The sequence below is a fragment of the Dermacoccus sp. SAI-028 genome (genome assembly GCF_004346775.1).
GTDB lineage: Bacteria > Actinomycetota > Actinomycetes > Actinomycetales > Dermatophilaceae > Dermacoccus > Dermacoccus nishinomiyaensis.
This window is the reverse complement of record NZ_SMFS01000001.1, coordinates 410,006-424,522: the sequence shown is the minus strand read 5'-3', so window position 1 is coordinate 424,522 and position 14,517 is coordinate 410,006. Positions and strand designations below refer to the sequence as shown.

The window sequence follows — 14,517 nt, the reverse complement described above, 5'->3', positions numbered from 1 at the left end:
TAGGGTGAAACTCATGGAGACGTCGCGCAGCCAGTCGGATCACCCGGTCAGTTCGCCGAACCAGAATGCATCGGCTTCGTCAGAGAAGCCCTTGGCACTCGTCGCGGGAGCCTCGCGCGGGCTGGGTTTTCTCGTCGCCACCGCCCTCGCCGACGCCGGGCACCGCGTCGTCCTCGCATCTCGCTCCGCCGACGCCCTGGCGAAGGCCGCCGACACGCTTGTCTCCCACGGCCACGCGCGCAGTGCCGTCTCGACGATCGTCATGGACGTGAGTGATCGCGACGGGGTGGCTCGAGCCGTCGCCCAGGTCGAGCGCGAGCACGGCCCGATCGACGTCGCCATCCACGTCGCCGGTGTCATAGAGGTCGGCCCGGCCGAGAACACGACGCACGAGCACATCGAAGGCGCGATGAACATCATGGCGTGGGGGCCGATCAACCTCTCCGACGCCGTCATCCCCGGCATGCGCGAACGCGGGCGCGGGCGCTTCGGCGTCGTCACCTCCATCGGCGGCCTGCTGAGCGCACCGCACCTGCTCGCCTACTCGACGGCGAAGTTCGCGGCCGTCGGCTACACCGAGGGCCTCGCCGCGTCGCTCGCCCGCACGGGCGTGAGCGCCACCGTCATCGCCCCGGGGTTGATGCGCACCGGTTCGCACACGGCCGCACAGTTCTACGGCAACGCGCAGGCCGAATACGCGTGGTTTGCGCCCGCCGCGTCGCTGCCGTTCGTCAGCATGGACGCGACGAAGGCCGCGCGACGCATGGTCGACGGCGTCCTCGCCGGCAAGCCGTACGTCATCCTCACGCCCGCCGCGAAGCTCGGCGCACGCGTCCACGGCGTCATGCCGGGCGTGACGACGCGCGTCATGGGCCTCGTCGGGCGTGCGCTGCCCGGGCCCGTTCCCGGTGCGACGACGCCTGTCCCCGGATCGAAGCTCGCACCGAAGGCCGGACGATTCGTCAAGCTCCTCACGACGCTCGGTGATCGCGCGTCGCGCAGCAACCTCGAACCCGAGGGGCGAGCGGCCCCGGGTCGCGCCACCCGAAGATTTGAACCCAACCACCCGAGCATTCCAGACCCCCGACGAAAGGCACGCACCATGTCTGCTGGAACCCCGAAGTCCGACATCTCGCAGGAGCAGGTCGTCGAGATCATGCGTGGTGAGCGCTTCGTCATGCTCACCTCGATCGCAGTCGACGGGGCCCTGCACAGCCACCCGATGACGCCGCAGGAGGTGACGGACGACGCCGACGTGTGGTTCTTCGTCGGCCTCGGCACCGAGCAGGCGCAGGCGCTGCAGAGCAACCCGCAGGTCAACCTGTCGTTCGCGCACCTCGGTTCGTGGCTGTCCGTCGCGGGACGCGTCGAGTTCGTCGACGACCGCGCCAAGGTCGACGAGCTGTGGGGCGACGACGTCGCCGCGTGGTACGACGGCGGCAAGGACGACCCGGACCTCGGTCTCGTCCGCGTCGTCAGCGAGTCCGCGCAGTTCTGGGGCCAGCCCGGCGGCAAGGCCTCCGCGCTCGCGAGCATCGTCAAGGCGCGCGTCAGCGGCGAGCGTCCGAAGGGCCAGAGCGCCACGACCGAGCTGTGACGAACCCGGGAGCCGAACCGACGCGCGGCGGCTCCCGGCACCACGCTCCCCACCACCCCATCCCCACCAGCTGATCGCCGCACGTCGCGGTGATCCTCTCGAGGAGAAACTGATGCGAGCACTCACCTGGCAGGGCCAGGGCAAGGTCTCGGTCGAGCAGGTCGCCGACCCGAGCATCCAGGAGCCCACCGACGCGATCGTGCGCGTCACCTCGACCGCGATCTGCGGTTCGGACATGCACCTCTACACCGTCCTCGCGCCGTTCCTGACGAAGGGCGACATCCTCGGCCACGAGTTCATGGGCATCGTCGAGGAGGTCGGTTCGGGCGTCACGAACCTCAAGCCCGGCGACCGCGTCGTCGTGCCGTTCAACATCTCCTGCGGCCACTGCTGGATGTGCAACCGAGGCTTGTTCGCGCAGTGCGAGACGACGCAGAACGTCGACCAGGGCACCGGCGCGAGCCTGTTCGGCTTCACGAGCCTGTATGGTGCGGTGCCCGGCGGCCAGGCGGACTACGTCCGCGTGCCGCACGCCGATTTCGGCCCCATCAAGGTACCCGAGGCCGGCGAGGACGAGCGCTACCTCTACCTGTCCGACATCCTGCCGACCGCGTGGCAGGGCGTGCAATGGGCGAACGTGCGCCCCGGCGACACGCTCGCCGTCATGGGCGCCGGCCCCGTCGGTCAGCTCGCCGTCGCGAGCGCGCAGTACCTGGGGATCGAGGACGTCATCGTCGTCGACCGCGTGCCGGAGCGCCTCGAGCGCATGAAGGCCCGCGGCGCCCGCACGATCAACCTCGACGACCTCGACGGCTCGCAGGTCAGCGCCGTCGGCGACGCGGTGCGCGACCTGACGGGCGGGCGCGGTGCGGACGGCGTCGTCGACGCCGTCGGCATGGAGGCACACGGCAACCCGGTTGCCGCTGCGGGCCTGTCGGCCGTGAGCAAGCTGCCGTCGGCGATCTCGGAGCCGCTCGCGAAGAAGGCCGGCATCGACCGTCTCGCCGCGCTGCACGCCGCGATCGACAGCGTCCGCCGCAGCGGCACCGTCTCCGTCTCCGGTGTCTACGGCGGCGCGCTCGACCCGATGCCGATGATGCAGATGTTCGACAAGGGCATCGCGATGCGCATGGGCCAGTGCCACGTCAAGCAGTGGACCGACGAGCTGCGCGACGTGCTCGTCGACGCCGACCCGTTCGGCGTCGAGCAGCTCGCGACGCACCGCGTCGGGCTCGACGAAGCGGCGACGATGTACGACGTGTTCCAGAAGAAGCAGGACGGCTGCCAGAAGGTCGTCCTCAAGCCCTGACGCACTGACGGCCTGGGATCGGGTCGGCGTCCACCGAGACGCTGGGCCACCCGGCCGCCCGGCCACCACAGGATGGCGGGTAACTCACGGGTAGGCGCGCGGTTAGGCGCCGACCTGTGAGTTACCCGCCATCGTGCGTTCTACGTCCAGGCGGCGCCGCCTGGAATGGTGCGCGGAATAGTGCGGGCGCGACGGGCGCTGCAGTGAGCATGACGCCCGAGCAGTACGCCGCGAACATCGCCCGCGCCCTCGACGTGCAGGATCAGTCGGTGCGGTTGCAGGCCGCGATGGCGGCGGGCACACATCCGCATCCCGACCTGCTGGAGACGCTCGTGCGTCGCTGCGGCGTCGAGCCCGACTTCTTCGTCCGCGAGACCCTCGCCTGGGCGCTGACGCGCCTGCCGGCTGACGACGTCCTGCCGCGCGTTCAGCGCGAGCTGGCGTCGAAGAACATCCAGGCGCGCACGCAGGCGTTGCACGTGCTGTCGAAGGTCGGCGACGAGCGCGCATGGCCCTGGATCACGCCCGAGTTCCTGCACGACGCCGACGACGATCTCGCCCGCACCGCTTGGCGCGCGGCCGCCGCACTGGCCCCGCAGAGTCAACATGGCTCTCTCGCTGACGAATTGGTCGAAGAGTTCGGCCGTGGTGACGCCGGCACGCAGATGGCGTTAAGCGTCGCATTGCTCGGTCTCGGCGACGCCGCCGTCCCAGCGGTCAGGTCGGCAATCCGGAGCCAAGACGCGGCCGTCACCGAACATGCTCGCGCGACCGACCTGCTGCGCACCCGCCCCGAGCTCGCGTTCGACGGCGCCGTCGAGGAAGCCAAGCGCATCGTCGCCCTCGGCGGGCCTGGGGCCTGAGCGGCACGGGGCCGGGCGCCACCGACCCGGACGCGACGGGTCGGTGGCGACGTTGCCTGAGCCCATGAACAACCACCAGATCGACGTCACCGCCGCCCCGAGCGGCATGGGCTGCGTCGAGTGCGAGGCGAGCGGCGGTTGGTGGGGGCACTTGCGTCGCTGCGCGCTGTGCGGGCATGTCGGCTGCTGCGACTCGCGCACCACGCGTCGACGGGCCACGCGTTGACGGGCCACCGCGTCGTCCAGAGCTTCAAGCCGGGCGAGACGTGGTTCTACGACTACGAAACCCGTGAGATGGGTGACGGCCCGCAGCTTGCGCCGCCGACCCCGGCCGGCACGTCGGGTCTCGGCCTTGTCGAGTGCGGCGACGTCGTCGGTTCGGTGCGCTACGCCAAGCAGCGCTGGCCGGAGATGACGCTCGGACTTGGAGTCGCTGCATGGGCGGCAACTCGACGATCACCGCGATGGACCCTTACCCCGAAGAGTTCCCCGACATCAAGGCACTCGGCGTGCTCAACGTCATCAGCGGCCGCACCTTCATCGAGAAAGGCGCCGAGCTCGCGAAGATGGACCCGGCCGAGCGTCTCGACGTCCGCATCCGTGAGCTGACCGGTTTCCGCCTCGACGAGGAGATGCCGCGCCCGCACGCGCACGCCGTGACGGTGCCGACGTTCATGGCGCAGCTGAAGCGCGACTTCCTCATCCACGCCGAGCAGGACGGGCAGGAGATCTTCGACGCCCTCGGCGCCGACGACAAGGAACTGTTCTGGATCGAGGACTCGAACCAGCGCTTCCACGCCTACAACTACTTCGGCGACCACCCGGAGGAGCTCATCGCGTGGTTCGACGCGCACATGAAGTGACTCGCTGACACATGACTCGCTGACGGCGGGGTGTCCGACGACGGGCGCCCCGCCGCGCGCGTCATGCGGGGCGAGTCACTCGTCACGCGTCACTCGGGGCGAGGGACGACGATCATCGGCACCGGCAGGTGCGCGAGCAACCGGGTGGCCGTCGTGCCGAGGAACGTCTGACGCCTCTGCGCCAGGCGCGACGAGCCCACCATGAGGGCGCTGCGGGGCGCCCAATCGATGCGGCTAATGGCCTTCTTCAGTGTGCGGCCCTCACCGACGTCGACGCGCACGTCGAGATCAGCCCCCGCGAGCCCGCCACCCGCGTCACCAGGACGAGAACCAGAGCCCAGCCCCGCGCGCAGCTCGTCGAGAAGCGTGCGGGCGGCGTCAGCCTCGTCCTTCGCCGCGCCGCGGCTGCGACCGTCGCGATCGACGAGCGAGATGAGCCGCATCGGCAACCCGACCCTGGACGCGCCGGCGACGGCCTCGTCGATGACGAGTTGCGCGCCTGGGCGGGTTCCGACGGCGACGACGAGTTCGTCGAGCGGGCCCCGTTCCGCGCGGCGGTAGCGTCGCGGCGCCATCGCGACCGGCACGCTCGAGGCGTGCAGCAGCGCACCCGCGACGGGGTTCGCGACGAACCGGTTGCCCGGGCCCGCGCCGGCGCCGATGACGAGCAACGCCGCGCCCAGCTCGTCGACGGCGTCGAGGATGCCGCGCGTCACCGACGTCGAGCGGCGCACGTGAACCTGCGCGTCCACGCCATCGGGCACCGCCGCGAGAGCTGCGGTCAGCTTGGTGCGTGCCTGGTCCTCGACGCGATCACGGAAGGCCCGTTCACCCGGATGCTGGACGCCGAAGGCGCTCTCCTCGTGCAGCACGTACACGACGTCGAGGCTCGCACCGAACGTCCGTGCGAGGTCGACGCCGAGCGCGAGCGCATCGCCGGATCGGGCGTCGCCGCCCCACGCGACGAGGTAGCGGATCATCACGAACCGTCACCCTCGAGGATCTGGCGGGCGACGCGCTCCCCCATCCGGACGGCGCCGTCGACGTGCTGGTAGCCCTCCGCGGCGATGTCGGAGCACGCGAAACGCATCGGCCCGACGGCGTCGTGCTGGTAGGGGCCCCAGCGGTGCAGGCCGCCGAGGTCGTAGCTCGCGGCGTAGGCCCCGCGCGTCCATTCCTCGGAGCCGAAGTCGGATTCGTAGTAGACGACCGGCTCGCGCGCCTCGTCGCCGAGGTAGTTCGCGAGCGAGCGCAGGATGCGTTCCTTGCGCTCCTGCGCGCTGAGGCGGAACACCTCGTCGGCCTTCTCGTCGGAGACGAACCCGACGAGGGTGCCGCGCTCGTCACCGTGGTTGGTGTTGTCGTACACCTCCTGGTTCAGTTCCTCGGCGCCGAACCCGGTGCCCGACAGGCCTTTCTCGCGCCAGAACGGCGTCTCGTACACGGCGTGCACCTTGATGACGAGACCCAACGACTGGTGCTGGTGCATCTGGTGCTGCAGGCGCGGCATCGGCGGTTCATAGCTGATGCGCGAGTACAGGTTCGGCGGTACGGCGAGGATGACGTCCTTCGCCTCGACGACGAGACCGTCACTGATGACGCCCGCGCCCGCCGCCGCGTCGTCCGCGTTCCAGCGGATGGTGCGCACCGGCTGGCCGAGCTTGACGACGTCGTCGCCGAGCTCGCGCGCCATCCTCTCGGAGACGGACTGCATGCCGCCGACGACGCGCTTGTCGAGGATGAAGGTGTCGTCGACGAGGTTCGAGAACGACCCGGCGGACGCCGCCATCAGCACCGCCTGCAGCGCGGAGAACGCGTGTGCGGGCTTCGTCAGCATGCCGCCGGCGATGAAGATGCCGATGTTGTCGCACGCCTCCTCGTCGTCGGACTGCTCGCGCAACCAGTGGTGGAAGGAGATCGTGTCGAGTTCGCGCGCCTTGGGGTGCGCCCAGGGCTCCTCGGCGCCGATCTCGGCGGCGAGGTCGTCGAGGATGCCGGTGAGGCGCTCGATCTCGGCCTCGACTTTCTCCCCGGCGGGGAACATGTCGCCTGTGTAGAGCTCGCGGCGCCCGTCGGGGGCGAGGTAGACGTTCTTGCCCTGGCGGTAGCGAGTGAACGTCTCGAGGCCCAGCTCGTCGAGCAGCGCGATGAGCGCCGTCTGATCGGGTGAGACCCACTGGCCGCCGATCTCGAGGAACGCGCCGTCGATCGTGTCGGACCAGGTGCGGCCGCCGACGCGGTCGCGTGCCTCGAGGACGACGACGCGCTTGCCGGCCTGCGTGAGGCGGCGGGCGGCCGTCAGCCCGGCGGGGCCCGCCCCGACGATGCAGACGTCGGCGTGCAGGGTGGGTCGTTCGGTTTCTACCGTGTTCATCGGCTCTCTGTTCTTTCTCTTAGACTCTGTGCGGTGATCGATGGCAGGGGGCGACGGTGGTGACGGACGGCGACGCGCGCAGGCGGCGCGGGCGCCCGCAGGCTCCGGTGCTGACGCGGGATCGCATCACGCGGGCGGCCCTGCAGCTGGCGGAACGCCGCGGCCACCGCGCCCTGACGGTCGATGCACTCGCACGCGATCTCGCGGTGTCGAAGTCGGCGCTCTACAACCATGCCGCCTCGAAGGCCACGCTGTTCGTGTGGATGCAGGACGCGATCAACGCGACGATCGACACGAGCGCCTTCGCGAGCGCCGACTGGCGTACGGCGATGGCCGCGTGGGCGCGCTCGTACCGTGAGGCGTACGCGCCCTACCCCCAGCTCGTGCCGCTCATGGCGACGCAACCCATCGCGGACGCCCCGCGCACGGCCGCGATGTACGAGGCCGTCGCCCGCGGTCTCGTCGCGGGTGGGTGGGACGTCGCGGACGTGCTCAACGTCGTCGTCGCGGTGGAGGCGTTCGTCTTCGGCGCCGCCCTCGACGTCGGCGCGCCCGCCGACATCTTCGACGCGCGCAGCGCCTCCGACGAGGCTCCGAGCATCGCGAGCGCCGTCAATGCGCGCGCCGCGCGTCACGGGGTGGGGCGCGAGGCCGCCGACGCGGCGTTCGAACTCGGGCTCGTCGCGCTGCTCGACGGGTTGGCCTCGCGGCGGGGCTGAGGGCCCGCCGGCGATCGTCATGACGTCGCCTCGTCGAGGGATGCCGCGGCGTCGCGTCCGCTCCACGTGAGGCCCTCGCGGAAGAACTGCGGGTAGCGCGCTCGCACCGCGAGCATGACGAGCAGCCCGAGCGCGAGAATGCCGACACCGATGACGAAGACGAGGCCGACGCCGCCGAGCGAGGAGCCGGAGCCGAATGCCGGGTTCCAGCTCTCGACGGTCGTCTCGAAGAACACGACCGCGAGCGCCACCCCGCCGAGCAGCGGCAGGATCGTGCGCATCAACCGCGCGCGCAGGCCGTGTGCGCGGCGCCTGAAGTACCAGACGCACGCGAACGCCGTCACCGCGTAGTAAAAGCACACCATCATGCCGAGCGCCGTGATCGTGTCGTTGAGGACGTTCTGGGAGATGAGGCGCATGACGACGTAGAACCCGCCGGAGACGAGCGCCGACGTCAGGATGCCGGCCGACGGGGTGCCGCGGCTGAGGTTGAGTCGCTGCAGTGCCGGAGGCAGCGCCTTGTAGTACGACATCGCGAACAGGGCGCGCGAGGGGCCGCCCATGGTCGCCTGCAGCGACGAGGCGCTCGAGGAGAGCACCGACAGCGTCAACAGGAACGCGAGCGGGCCCATGACGGGGCCGGACAGGTTGAGGAAGACGTTCTCCGCGTTGTCGGGGTTGGCGAGGCCGTTGCCGGTGTCGCCGGTGCCCGAGAACATGATCGTCGCAACGGCGAGCAGGAGGTAGACGGCGAGGACGGACAGGGCCGTGATGGTCGCGCCCCAGCCCGCGGTGCGTCCGCCGCCCTTCGTCTCCTCGCTCAGGGTCAGGCACAGATCCCAACCCCAGAACAGGAAGATCGACAGGCTCATCGCGGTGCTGAAGGCACCGAAGTCGGTGATCTGCAGCGGGTCGAACCACGACAGGTCGGCCTGCCCGGCGGGGAAGCCGTGCTCGGCGGCGCGGTAGATCGCCATCCCCGCGTAGACGAGCAGGACGACGAGTTGGAAGCCGAGCAGCACGTATTGCACCCACTTCGTCGTCTCCACCCCGCGCAGGCACAGCCACGTCGAGATGCCCATGAACGCCAGGCACGTCACGACGTTGACGAGGGTGTTGCCGGCCAGGTCGGCGAGGTGAGGGCCGGAGAAGACCTGCCCGAGGAAGGCGTAGAAGAAGTCGACGGCCACCCCCGCGAGGTTCGACAGCACGATGATGTTGGCCGCGAGGAAACCCCAACCGCCCATCCAACCGACGTACGGGCCGAACGCGCGCGATGCCCACGTGAACGTCGTGCCGCTGTCCGGCATCTCGTCGTTCAGCTCCTTGTAGCCCATCGCGACGAAGAACATCGGGATGAACCCGAGCAACAGGACGGCCGGCACCTGCTTGCCGACCTCGAGGGCCGTCGGGCCAAGACTCGACGTCATCGCGTACGCAGGCGCGATCGTGCTGATGCCGATGGCGATGACGGCGAGCAGCCCCAGGCTGCCGCTCTTGAGGCCCTTGTCCTCGATGGGCGCTTCGGCGGTCATCGGTCATCCTCATCGGTCGGGGTCGACGGTTGCTGCTGCGTGATGCAGTGGATGCCGCCGCCGCGCACGAAGATCTCGCGGGCATCGACGGTGACGACGCGGCGTCCCGGGTAGGCGCGTTCGAGGACGGCGACGGCTGCGGCGTCCGCGCGTGCTGCGGGCGACTCCTCGTCGTCGGCGTCGGCGAATCGGCAGGCGATGACGCCGCCGTCGACGACGAGGTGGTTGATGTAGCTGAAGTCCACCCAGCCCTCGTCGTCACGCAGTTGTGTGGGCGCGGGGACGCATTCGACCCGTAATCGGCGGCCGCATGCGTCGACGGCCTGGGACAGCGTCTCGACGACCTCGGCGCTGATGGCATGGTCGGGGTGGCGCGCGTCCTGCTGGTCGTGGACGAGGACGACGCCCGGTTCGCTGAACGTCGCGACGATGTCGACGTGGCCGCGCGTACCGAACTCCTGCGCGTCACGCGTCAGGCCACGATCGAGCCAGATGACCTTCTCGACGCCGAGCACGCGACGGAACTCGTCCTCGACGTCGCGCTCGACGAGGCCTGGATTGCGGTGCGGGTCGAGCTGGACGCTGCGCGTCGCGAGAGCCGTCCCCTCGCCGTCGACATGGAAGCCACCGCCTTCGTTGACGAGCGGGCTCGACACGAGCTGGGCTCCGGCGCGTTGCGCGACGAAGGCGCCGACGTCCTCGTCGTGCTTCCACGTCGCCCAGTCCTGAGCGCCCCAGCCGTTGAAGACCCAGTCGACGGCGCCGAGCCGGCCACGGGCGTCGAGGACGAACGTCGGGCCCATGTCGCGCATCCACGCGTCGTCGAGCGCGGTGGTGACGATGTCGATGCGAGCGCCGTCGCGTGCGTGGCCCGCGAGATGACGTTCGGCGTGCCCGACGTCGGCAGGGTCGACGACCATCGTCACGGGTTCGAACTCGGCGCACGCTGCCGCCACCGCGGCCCACGCCGCACGCGCGCGTTCGGCGTCCGCGGGCGTCTCGCCGAGGGTGTAGCCCTGGTGCGGGAAGGCCATCCAGATCCGCTCCTGCGGGCTCCATTCCGCGGGCATGCGCCAGCAGACGGCCTCGTTCGAGGCGTCGCGCCGAGTCACCGCGCCTGCCCCAACGCGTCGTCGGCGTTGACGGGTTCGACGAGGGCGCCGTACGTCTCGGGACGCCGCGTGCGCAGGAACGGGAACAGCTGCAGCCAGTCACGTCGCTGATCGAGATCGACGTCCGCGACGAGCACGGCCGACTCGTCGCGCGGTGCGCGCACGAGGACCCGCCCGTAGGGGTCGCAGATGAACGAACTGCCGTAGAACGTCAGCGTCCCCTCGTCACCCCAACGGTTCGGCACCATCATGAACAGGCCGTTCGCGATGGCGTTGCCGACGATGACCTGCCGCCACAGCGGCTCGGTGTCGAAGTCGGGGAAGCCCGGTTCGGAACCGATCGCCGTCGGATAGACGAGCAGGTCGGCGCCCGCCAGCGAGTACAGGCGCGCGAGTTCGGGAAACCACTCGTCCCAGCACGTCGGCAACCCGACACGCATTCCGAGCTCTGACGGTTCGTGCACCGGGTAGGGTTCGTCGGGCTGTGCCGCCCGGAAGTAGTGGTCCTCGTAGTAGCCCTCGGTGACGGGGATGTGCAGCTTGTCGGTCGCGCCGACGCGTGTGCCGTCGGGCGCCATGAGCACGGCCGTGTTCGTGCCGAGCGAATCACCGACGGCGTCGCGGCGGAACATCGAGGCATGGACGAAGATGCCGTGACGACGCGCCTGCTCCGCGGCGAAACGAGCCGTCGGGCCGTCCGCGAGATCTTCGGCGGCCGCGGCGGCGTCACCCTCCGGCAGTGTGTCCGCCGGGTAGCGCATGAGCGACAGCTCGGGCAGCGCCACGAATCGAGCGCCCTGCGCGGCGGCCGCGGCGATGCCGTCGGCGAGCTCGGCGGCCGTAGAGTCGGCGTCGCCGCGCCAGTGGTGTTGCACGAGGGCGACCCTGACGGGCTCACGGGCGGGGGCGGCGGCGTCCTCGGCTGTGCGTGACAGGGGTCGCGGCGCCCCGAGCGATGTGATGATGCGCATGGTGATCCTCGCGGCCTCTCAGGCGTCCAGGGCGTGCATGACGTGCTTGACGCGGGTGTACTCCTCGACCGAGTACAGCGACAGGTCCTTGCCGTACCCGCTCGACTTGAACCCGCCGTGGGGCATCTCCGGGGTGAGCAGCACGTGCGTGTTCACCCAGACGCAGCCGAAGTCGAGGTCGCGGCTGACGCGCATCGCCGTGCCGTGATCGCTCGTCCACACGCTCGAGGCGAGCGCGTACTCGACGTCGTTGGCGAGCTCGATCGCCTCGGCCTCGTCGGTGAAGGTCTGCACGGTGAGGACGGGGCCGAAGGTCTCCTGCTGCACGATGTCGTCGTCCTGACGCACACCGTCGACGATGGTCGGCGGGAAGTAGAACCCGTCGCGCTCCATCGGACGGCCGCCGGTGAGGACGCGCGCGTGCTCGGGCAGCGCGTCAAGCTTGGTCGTGACGTCGGCGAAGTGACGCGCATTGTTGAGCGGGCCGTAGGCGTTCTGCGTCTCGTCGTCGGCGCCGGTGACGGTGGCCTGCGCAGCTTCGACGAGCAGGCTGACGAGGTCGTCGTGCGCGCCCTGCTCGACGAGGATGCGGGTGACGGCCGTGCAGTCCTGGCCGGCGTTGAACGTGCCGAACTCGACGAGCGCCTTCGCCGTCGCGGGCAGGTCGGCGTCGGCGAAGACGAGCGCCGGGGCCTTGCCGCCGAGCTCGAGGTGCGCGCGCTTCAGGCCATCGGCGGCACTGCGCGCGACAGCGCGGCCGGCCCGCACCGAACCGGTAATGGAGACCATGCCGGGCGTGCGGTGCTCGGTCAGCAGCTGCCCGGTCGAGGCGTCGCCGAGGACGACGTTGACGACCCCGGCCCCGAACACCTCGGTGCACATACGGGCGAGCACGAGCGTCGACTCGGGCGTCGTATCCGACGGCTTGAGGACGACGGTGTTGCCCGCCGCGAGCGCCGGGCCGAGCTTCCACAACGCCATGAGGATCGGGTAGTTCCAGGGCGTGACCTGCGCGACGACGCCGACGGGCTCGCGGCGCACGTACGAGGTGTGCCCGCCGAAGTACTCACCGGCGGCCTTGCCCTCGAGCGTGCGCGCCGCGCCGGCGAAGAAGCGGATGTGGTCGGCTCCCGTCGTCACCTCCTCATCGGCGATCTGCTTCCGCGGCTGACCGGTGTTGCGGTGCTGCGCCTCGACGAGCTCGTCGAGGTTCGCCTTGAGAGCGTCCGCGAACTTGAGCAGCATGGTCTGACGCTCCCCCGGCGTCGTGCGATTGAAGGTCTTCGCGGCCTTCTGGGCGGCGTCGAACGCGGCGTTGACGTCCTGGGCGTCACTGATCGGTGACGTCGCGACGACCTGGCCGGTGCTGGGGTCGACGACGTCCAGTCGGCCCTCGCCGTGGGCGTCGACGGCCCCGCCGTCGATGACGTTGCGCAGCAGGGTGCTCATGAGCTTCTCCTCGGATGTCGCGGCGGTAAGCACTGTGGTGAGCGCCACACTTAAATGACTTTCGTTCATTATTAGCACGCAGGCGGCGCCCACGAAAGCATCTCGGGAGGGGCGCCTCACATGGCGGACACCCTCGACCGACGTGGGCGGCCGACCTCGAGGCGCGTCAAGGCGAGCCGGCCGCGGACCGCCGGAGCGGTCCGTCTGGGCGACTCGTCAGGCGGCTCGCCAGCCGAGCGCAGCTGAGCTCAGCGCAGCGTCGCGGCCGCTTCGGCATGAGCGGCGACGAGGCGTTCGATCTGGCTGTCGGCGCGCACGATGAGGTCGTCGAGTTCGGCGACGTCGATGCGCGCATCGTTGATCGCGAGCACGCGCATGCCCTCCCAGCCGGCCCGCTTGCCACGAACGGCCGCCAGCAGCGCCTCGAGTTCGAGCACGTCGCTCAGCGGCGAGCGGCGCACGAAACGGCCGTTGAGTTTCACGCGGCTGACGGTCTCGCCGACGCTCAGCGCGAGCTGCGCGAGCCGCGCCTCACCCACCCCGAGCGCGTCGGCCATGACGCGCAGGCGTGCGCGGTCCTCGGCGATCTCCCGCGTCAGCGTCGCGAGCACCTTCCGCGTGCGCGCCGAACTCTGCGAGCGCGACGCGCGCTCGAACAGGTCGAGCCCACCCTTCGATGCGGCCCAGTGATGAGCGACGTAGCTGGTGACGAACTTGTCGCGCGATTCCATGATCGACCTCCTGCAGGTCTGCGAGAACGGGTGTCACCGTCAGCCTAGGAGGTCACCGTGCGCGCGACCAGCCCGACGCAACACGGTGGATGTCGGAAGTTCGTCATGGTTGATTTCCTTGTGTCGCAACATGTTGGCAAGGTATCCCCATGTCGTCCCATCCGAGCACCGATGGAGCCGCACACCTCCGTCTGGCGACGGGTGAGGAGTCGAGGGGCGCGCCCGCACCCCGCGCACTGCGCGTCACCCTCGTCGACGACGACGCCCTCGTCATGGCCGGTTTCCAGGCACTGCTCGCGCCCTTCGCCGCACGCGTCGAGGCGACGTGCAGCCGCGGCGTGCCCACCGAACCCACCGACGTCGCGCTCTTCGACTGCTTCGCCGCCCCCGAGCCGGGGTGGGCGACGCTGGCGCGCCTGCGCGACACAGCCGCCGTCGCGCGCCTCGTCGTCTACACCAACGACCCTCCGCAGGCGCACGTCGGTGCGCTCACCGACTTCGGCGTCGCGGGCGTACTGACGAAGCACGCGACGGCCGACGAGCTCGTCACCGCACTCGAACGCGTCGCCCGCGGCGAGCGCGTCGTCGACCCCGCGTTCCCCGTCGAGCTGGGTGACGACTGGTGGCCCGGGCGCGCCGAGGGGCTCACCGAGCGAGAGGCGCAGGCCGTCACGCTCATCTGCCGCGGCCTGCCCAACGGCGCGATCGCGCACGAACTCAACGTCTCCCTCAACACGCTCAAGAGCTACATCCGCTCCGCCTACCGCACCATGGGCGTCGCCTCCCGCAGCGAGGCGGTGCTGTGGGGCGTCGCCCGCGGACTGCACGTCGACGGCCGGCCCTGACGCGCTCACCACTTTCCAGCATGGCGCCGCGCAACGGCGGTCCATCAGGCAGCCGACGCTTCACCTCCTTGCGGGTGTGGCGCGAAACACGGTGAGCGACAACACTTCTCATCACCACCGACACCTCACGACCCTTGATCGTCGGATCG

At 70.2% G+C, this 14,517-nt stretch carries 14 protein-coding genes; 7 read left to right on the top strand and 7 right to left on the bottom strand.

Annotation, left to right across the window (positions count from 1 at the left end; genetic code table 11):
- Nucleotides 1-13 precede the first annotated feature (13 nt).
- The 5 genes from EDC82_RS15210 to EDC82_RS01985 all read left to right on the top strand — a co-directional run bounded on the left by EDC82_RS15210 (nucleotide 14) and on the right by EDC82_RS01985 (nucleotide 4,632).
- A complete protein-coding gene (locus EDC82_RS15210; RefSeq protein WP_370448805.1) occupies nucleotides 14-1,597 on the top strand; it encodes an SDR family NAD(P)-dependent oxidoreductase in 1,584 nt (527 codons plus the stop codon).
- A gap of 112 nt (nucleotides 1,598-1,709) precedes the next feature.
- The gene (locus EDC82_RS02000; RefSeq protein ID WP_062256513.1) at nucleotides 1,710-2,906 is read left to right on the top strand and encodes a zinc-dependent alcohol dehydrogenase; all 1,197 of its coding nucleotides are present in this window, start codon (nucleotides 1,710-1,712) and stop codon (nucleotides 2,904-2,906) included.
- 209 nt (nucleotides 2,907-3,115) lie between these two features.
- Nucleotides 3,116-3,769: a HEAT repeat domain-containing protein gene (locus tag EDC82_RS01995; protein ID WP_235006266.1), complete on the top strand. Its 654-nt coding sequence runs from the start codon at nucleotides 3,116-3,118 to the stop codon at nucleotides 3,767-3,769.
- A 64-nt stretch (nucleotides 3,770-3,833) separates the two neighbouring features.
- The gene (locus EDC82_RS15205; RefSeq protein WP_200829269.1) at nucleotides 3,834-3,995 is read left to right on the top strand and encodes a hypothetical protein; all 162 of its coding nucleotides are present in this window, start codon (nucleotides 3,834-3,836) and stop codon (nucleotides 3,993-3,995) included.
- Nucleotides 3,996-4,206: 211 nt separating this feature from the next.
- Nucleotides 4,207-4,632: a S9 family peptidase gene (locus EDC82_RS01985; protein ID WP_172462920.1), complete on the top strand. Its 426-nt coding sequence runs from the start codon at nucleotides 4,207-4,209 to the stop codon at nucleotides 4,630-4,632.
- 89 nt (nucleotides 4,633-4,721) lie between these two features.
- Here EDC82_RS01985 and EDC82_RS01980 read toward each other — a convergent pair whose 3' ends face one another.
- A complete protein-coding gene (locus EDC82_RS01980) occupies nucleotides 4,722-5,612 on the bottom strand; it encodes a universal stress protein (protein WP_115296621.1) in 891 nt (296 codons plus the stop codon).
- The gene (locus tag EDC82_RS01975; protein ID WP_131940425.1) at nucleotides 5,612-7,006 is read right to left on the bottom strand and encodes an NAD(P)/FAD-dependent oxidoreductase; all 1,395 of its coding nucleotides are present in this window, start codon (nucleotides 7,004-7,006) and stop codon (nucleotides 5,612-5,614) included. Before EDC82_RS01975 ends, EDC82_RS01980 begins: the two co-directional genes overlap by 1 nt.
- Before the next feature lie 56 nt (nucleotides 7,007-7,062).
- Between EDC82_RS01975 and EDC82_RS01970 the strand changes: the two genes are divergently transcribed.
- Nucleotides 7,063-7,725 carry a TetR/AcrR family transcriptional regulator gene (locus tag EDC82_RS01970; protein ID WP_115296623.1) on the top strand — a complete coding sequence of 221 codons (663 nt, stop codon included), beginning with the start codon at nucleotides 7,063-7,065 and terminating at the stop codon, nucleotides 7,723-7,725.
- Nucleotides 7,726-7,742: 17 nt separating this feature from the next.
- On the opposite strand, the gene EDC82_RS01965 is transcribed toward EDC82_RS01970, so the two are convergent.
- The 5 genes from EDC82_RS01965 to EDC82_RS01945 all read right to left on the bottom strand — a co-directional run bounded on the left by EDC82_RS01965 (nucleotide 7,743) and on the right by EDC82_RS01945 (nucleotide 13,523).
- Complete coding sequence (locus EDC82_RS01965; protein WP_115296624.1) at nucleotides 7,743-9,260, bottom strand: APC family permease; 1,518 nt, start codon at nucleotides 9,258-9,260, stop codon at nucleotides 7,743-7,745.
- Complete coding sequence (locus EDC82_RS01960) at nucleotides 9,257-10,330, bottom strand: agmatine/peptidylarginine deiminase (protein WP_115297106.1); 1,074 nt, start codon at nucleotides 10,328-10,330, stop codon at nucleotides 9,257-9,259. Before EDC82_RS01960 ends, EDC82_RS01965 begins: the two co-directional genes overlap by 4 nt.
- A gap of 38 nt (nucleotides 10,331-10,368) precedes the next feature.
- Nucleotides 10,369-11,343: a nitrilase-related carbon-nitrogen hydrolase gene (locus EDC82_RS01955; RefSeq protein ID WP_115296625.1), complete on the bottom strand. Its 975-nt coding sequence runs from the start codon at nucleotides 11,341-11,343 to the stop codon at nucleotides 10,369-10,371.
- An 18-nt stretch (nucleotides 11,344-11,361) separates the two neighbouring features.
- A complete protein-coding gene (locus EDC82_RS01950) occupies nucleotides 11,362-12,792 on the bottom strand; it encodes a gamma-aminobutyraldehyde dehydrogenase (RefSeq protein WP_115297107.1) in 1,431 nt (476 codons plus the stop codon).
- Nucleotides 12,793-13,040: 248 nt separating this feature from the next.
- Entirely contained in the window at nucleotides 13,041-13,523 is a 483-nt protein-coding gene (locus tag EDC82_RS01945; RefSeq protein WP_006946737.1) for a hypothetical protein, read from the bottom strand.
- A 149-nt stretch (nucleotides 13,524-13,672) separates the two neighbouring features.
- Here EDC82_RS01945 and EDC82_RS01940 point away from each other — a divergent pair, with 149 nt between their 5' ends.
- A complete protein-coding gene (locus EDC82_RS01940) occupies nucleotides 13,673-14,368 on the top strand; it encodes a response regulator transcription factor (RefSeq protein ID WP_062256521.1) in 696 nt (231 codons plus the stop codon).
- Nucleotides 14,369-14,517 lie beyond the last annotated feature (149 nt).

Excerpts from the sequence above, each read along its gene's own strand:
- EDC82_RS01960 (WP_115297106.1), bottom strand. The coding sequence starts at position 10,330 with ATGCCCGCGGAATGGAGCCCGCAGGAGCGGATCTGGATGGCCTTCCCG.
- EDC82_RS01940 (WP_062256521.1), top strand. The coding sequence starts at position 13,673 with ATGTCGTCCCATCCGAGCACCGATGGAGCCGCACACCTCCGTCTGGCG.
- EDC82_RS01950 (WP_115297107.1), bottom strand. The coding sequence starts at position 12,792 with ATGAGCACCCTGCTGCGCAACGTCATCGACGGCGGGGCCGTCGACGCC.
- EDC82_RS01995 (WP_235006266.1), top strand. The coding sequence starts at position 3,116 with ATGACGCCCGAGCAGTACGCCGCGAACATCGCCCGCGCCCTCGACGTG.
- EDC82_RS01980 (WP_115296621.1), bottom strand. The coding sequence starts at position 5,612 with ATGATCCGCTACCTCGTCGCGTGGGGCGGCGACGCCCGATCCGGCGAT.
- EDC82_RS01965 (WP_115296624.1), bottom strand. The coding sequence starts at position 9,260 with ATGACCGCCGAAGCGCCCATCGAGGACAAGGGCCTCAAGAGCGGCAGC.
- EDC82_RS01945 (WP_006946737.1), bottom strand. The coding sequence starts at position 13,523 with ATGGAATCGCGCGACAAGTTCGTCACCAGCTACGTCGCTCATCACTGG.
- EDC82_RS15210 (WP_370448805.1), top strand. The coding sequence starts at position 14 with ATGGAGACGTCGCGCAGCCAGTCGGATCACCCGGTCAGTTCGCCGAAC.
- EDC82_RS01975 (WP_131940425.1), bottom strand. The coding sequence starts at position 7,006 with ATGAACACGGTAGAAACCGAACGACCCACCCTGCACGCCGACGTCTGC.
- EDC82_RS15205 (WP_200829269.1), top strand. The coding sequence starts at position 3,834 with ATGAACAACCACCAGATCGACGTCACCGCCGCCCCGAGCGGCATGGGC.
- EDC82_RS01985 (WP_172462920.1), top strand. The coding sequence starts at position 4,207 with ATGGGCGGCAACTCGACGATCACCGCGATGGACCCTTACCCCGAAGAG.
- EDC82_RS01955 (WP_115296625.1), bottom strand. The coding sequence starts at position 11,343 with ATGCGCATCATCACATCGCTCGGGGCGCCGCGACCCCTGTCACGCACA.
- EDC82_RS02000 (WP_062256513.1), top strand. The coding sequence starts at position 1,710 with ATGCGAGCACTCACCTGGCAGGGCCAGGGCAAGGTCTCGGTCGAGCAG.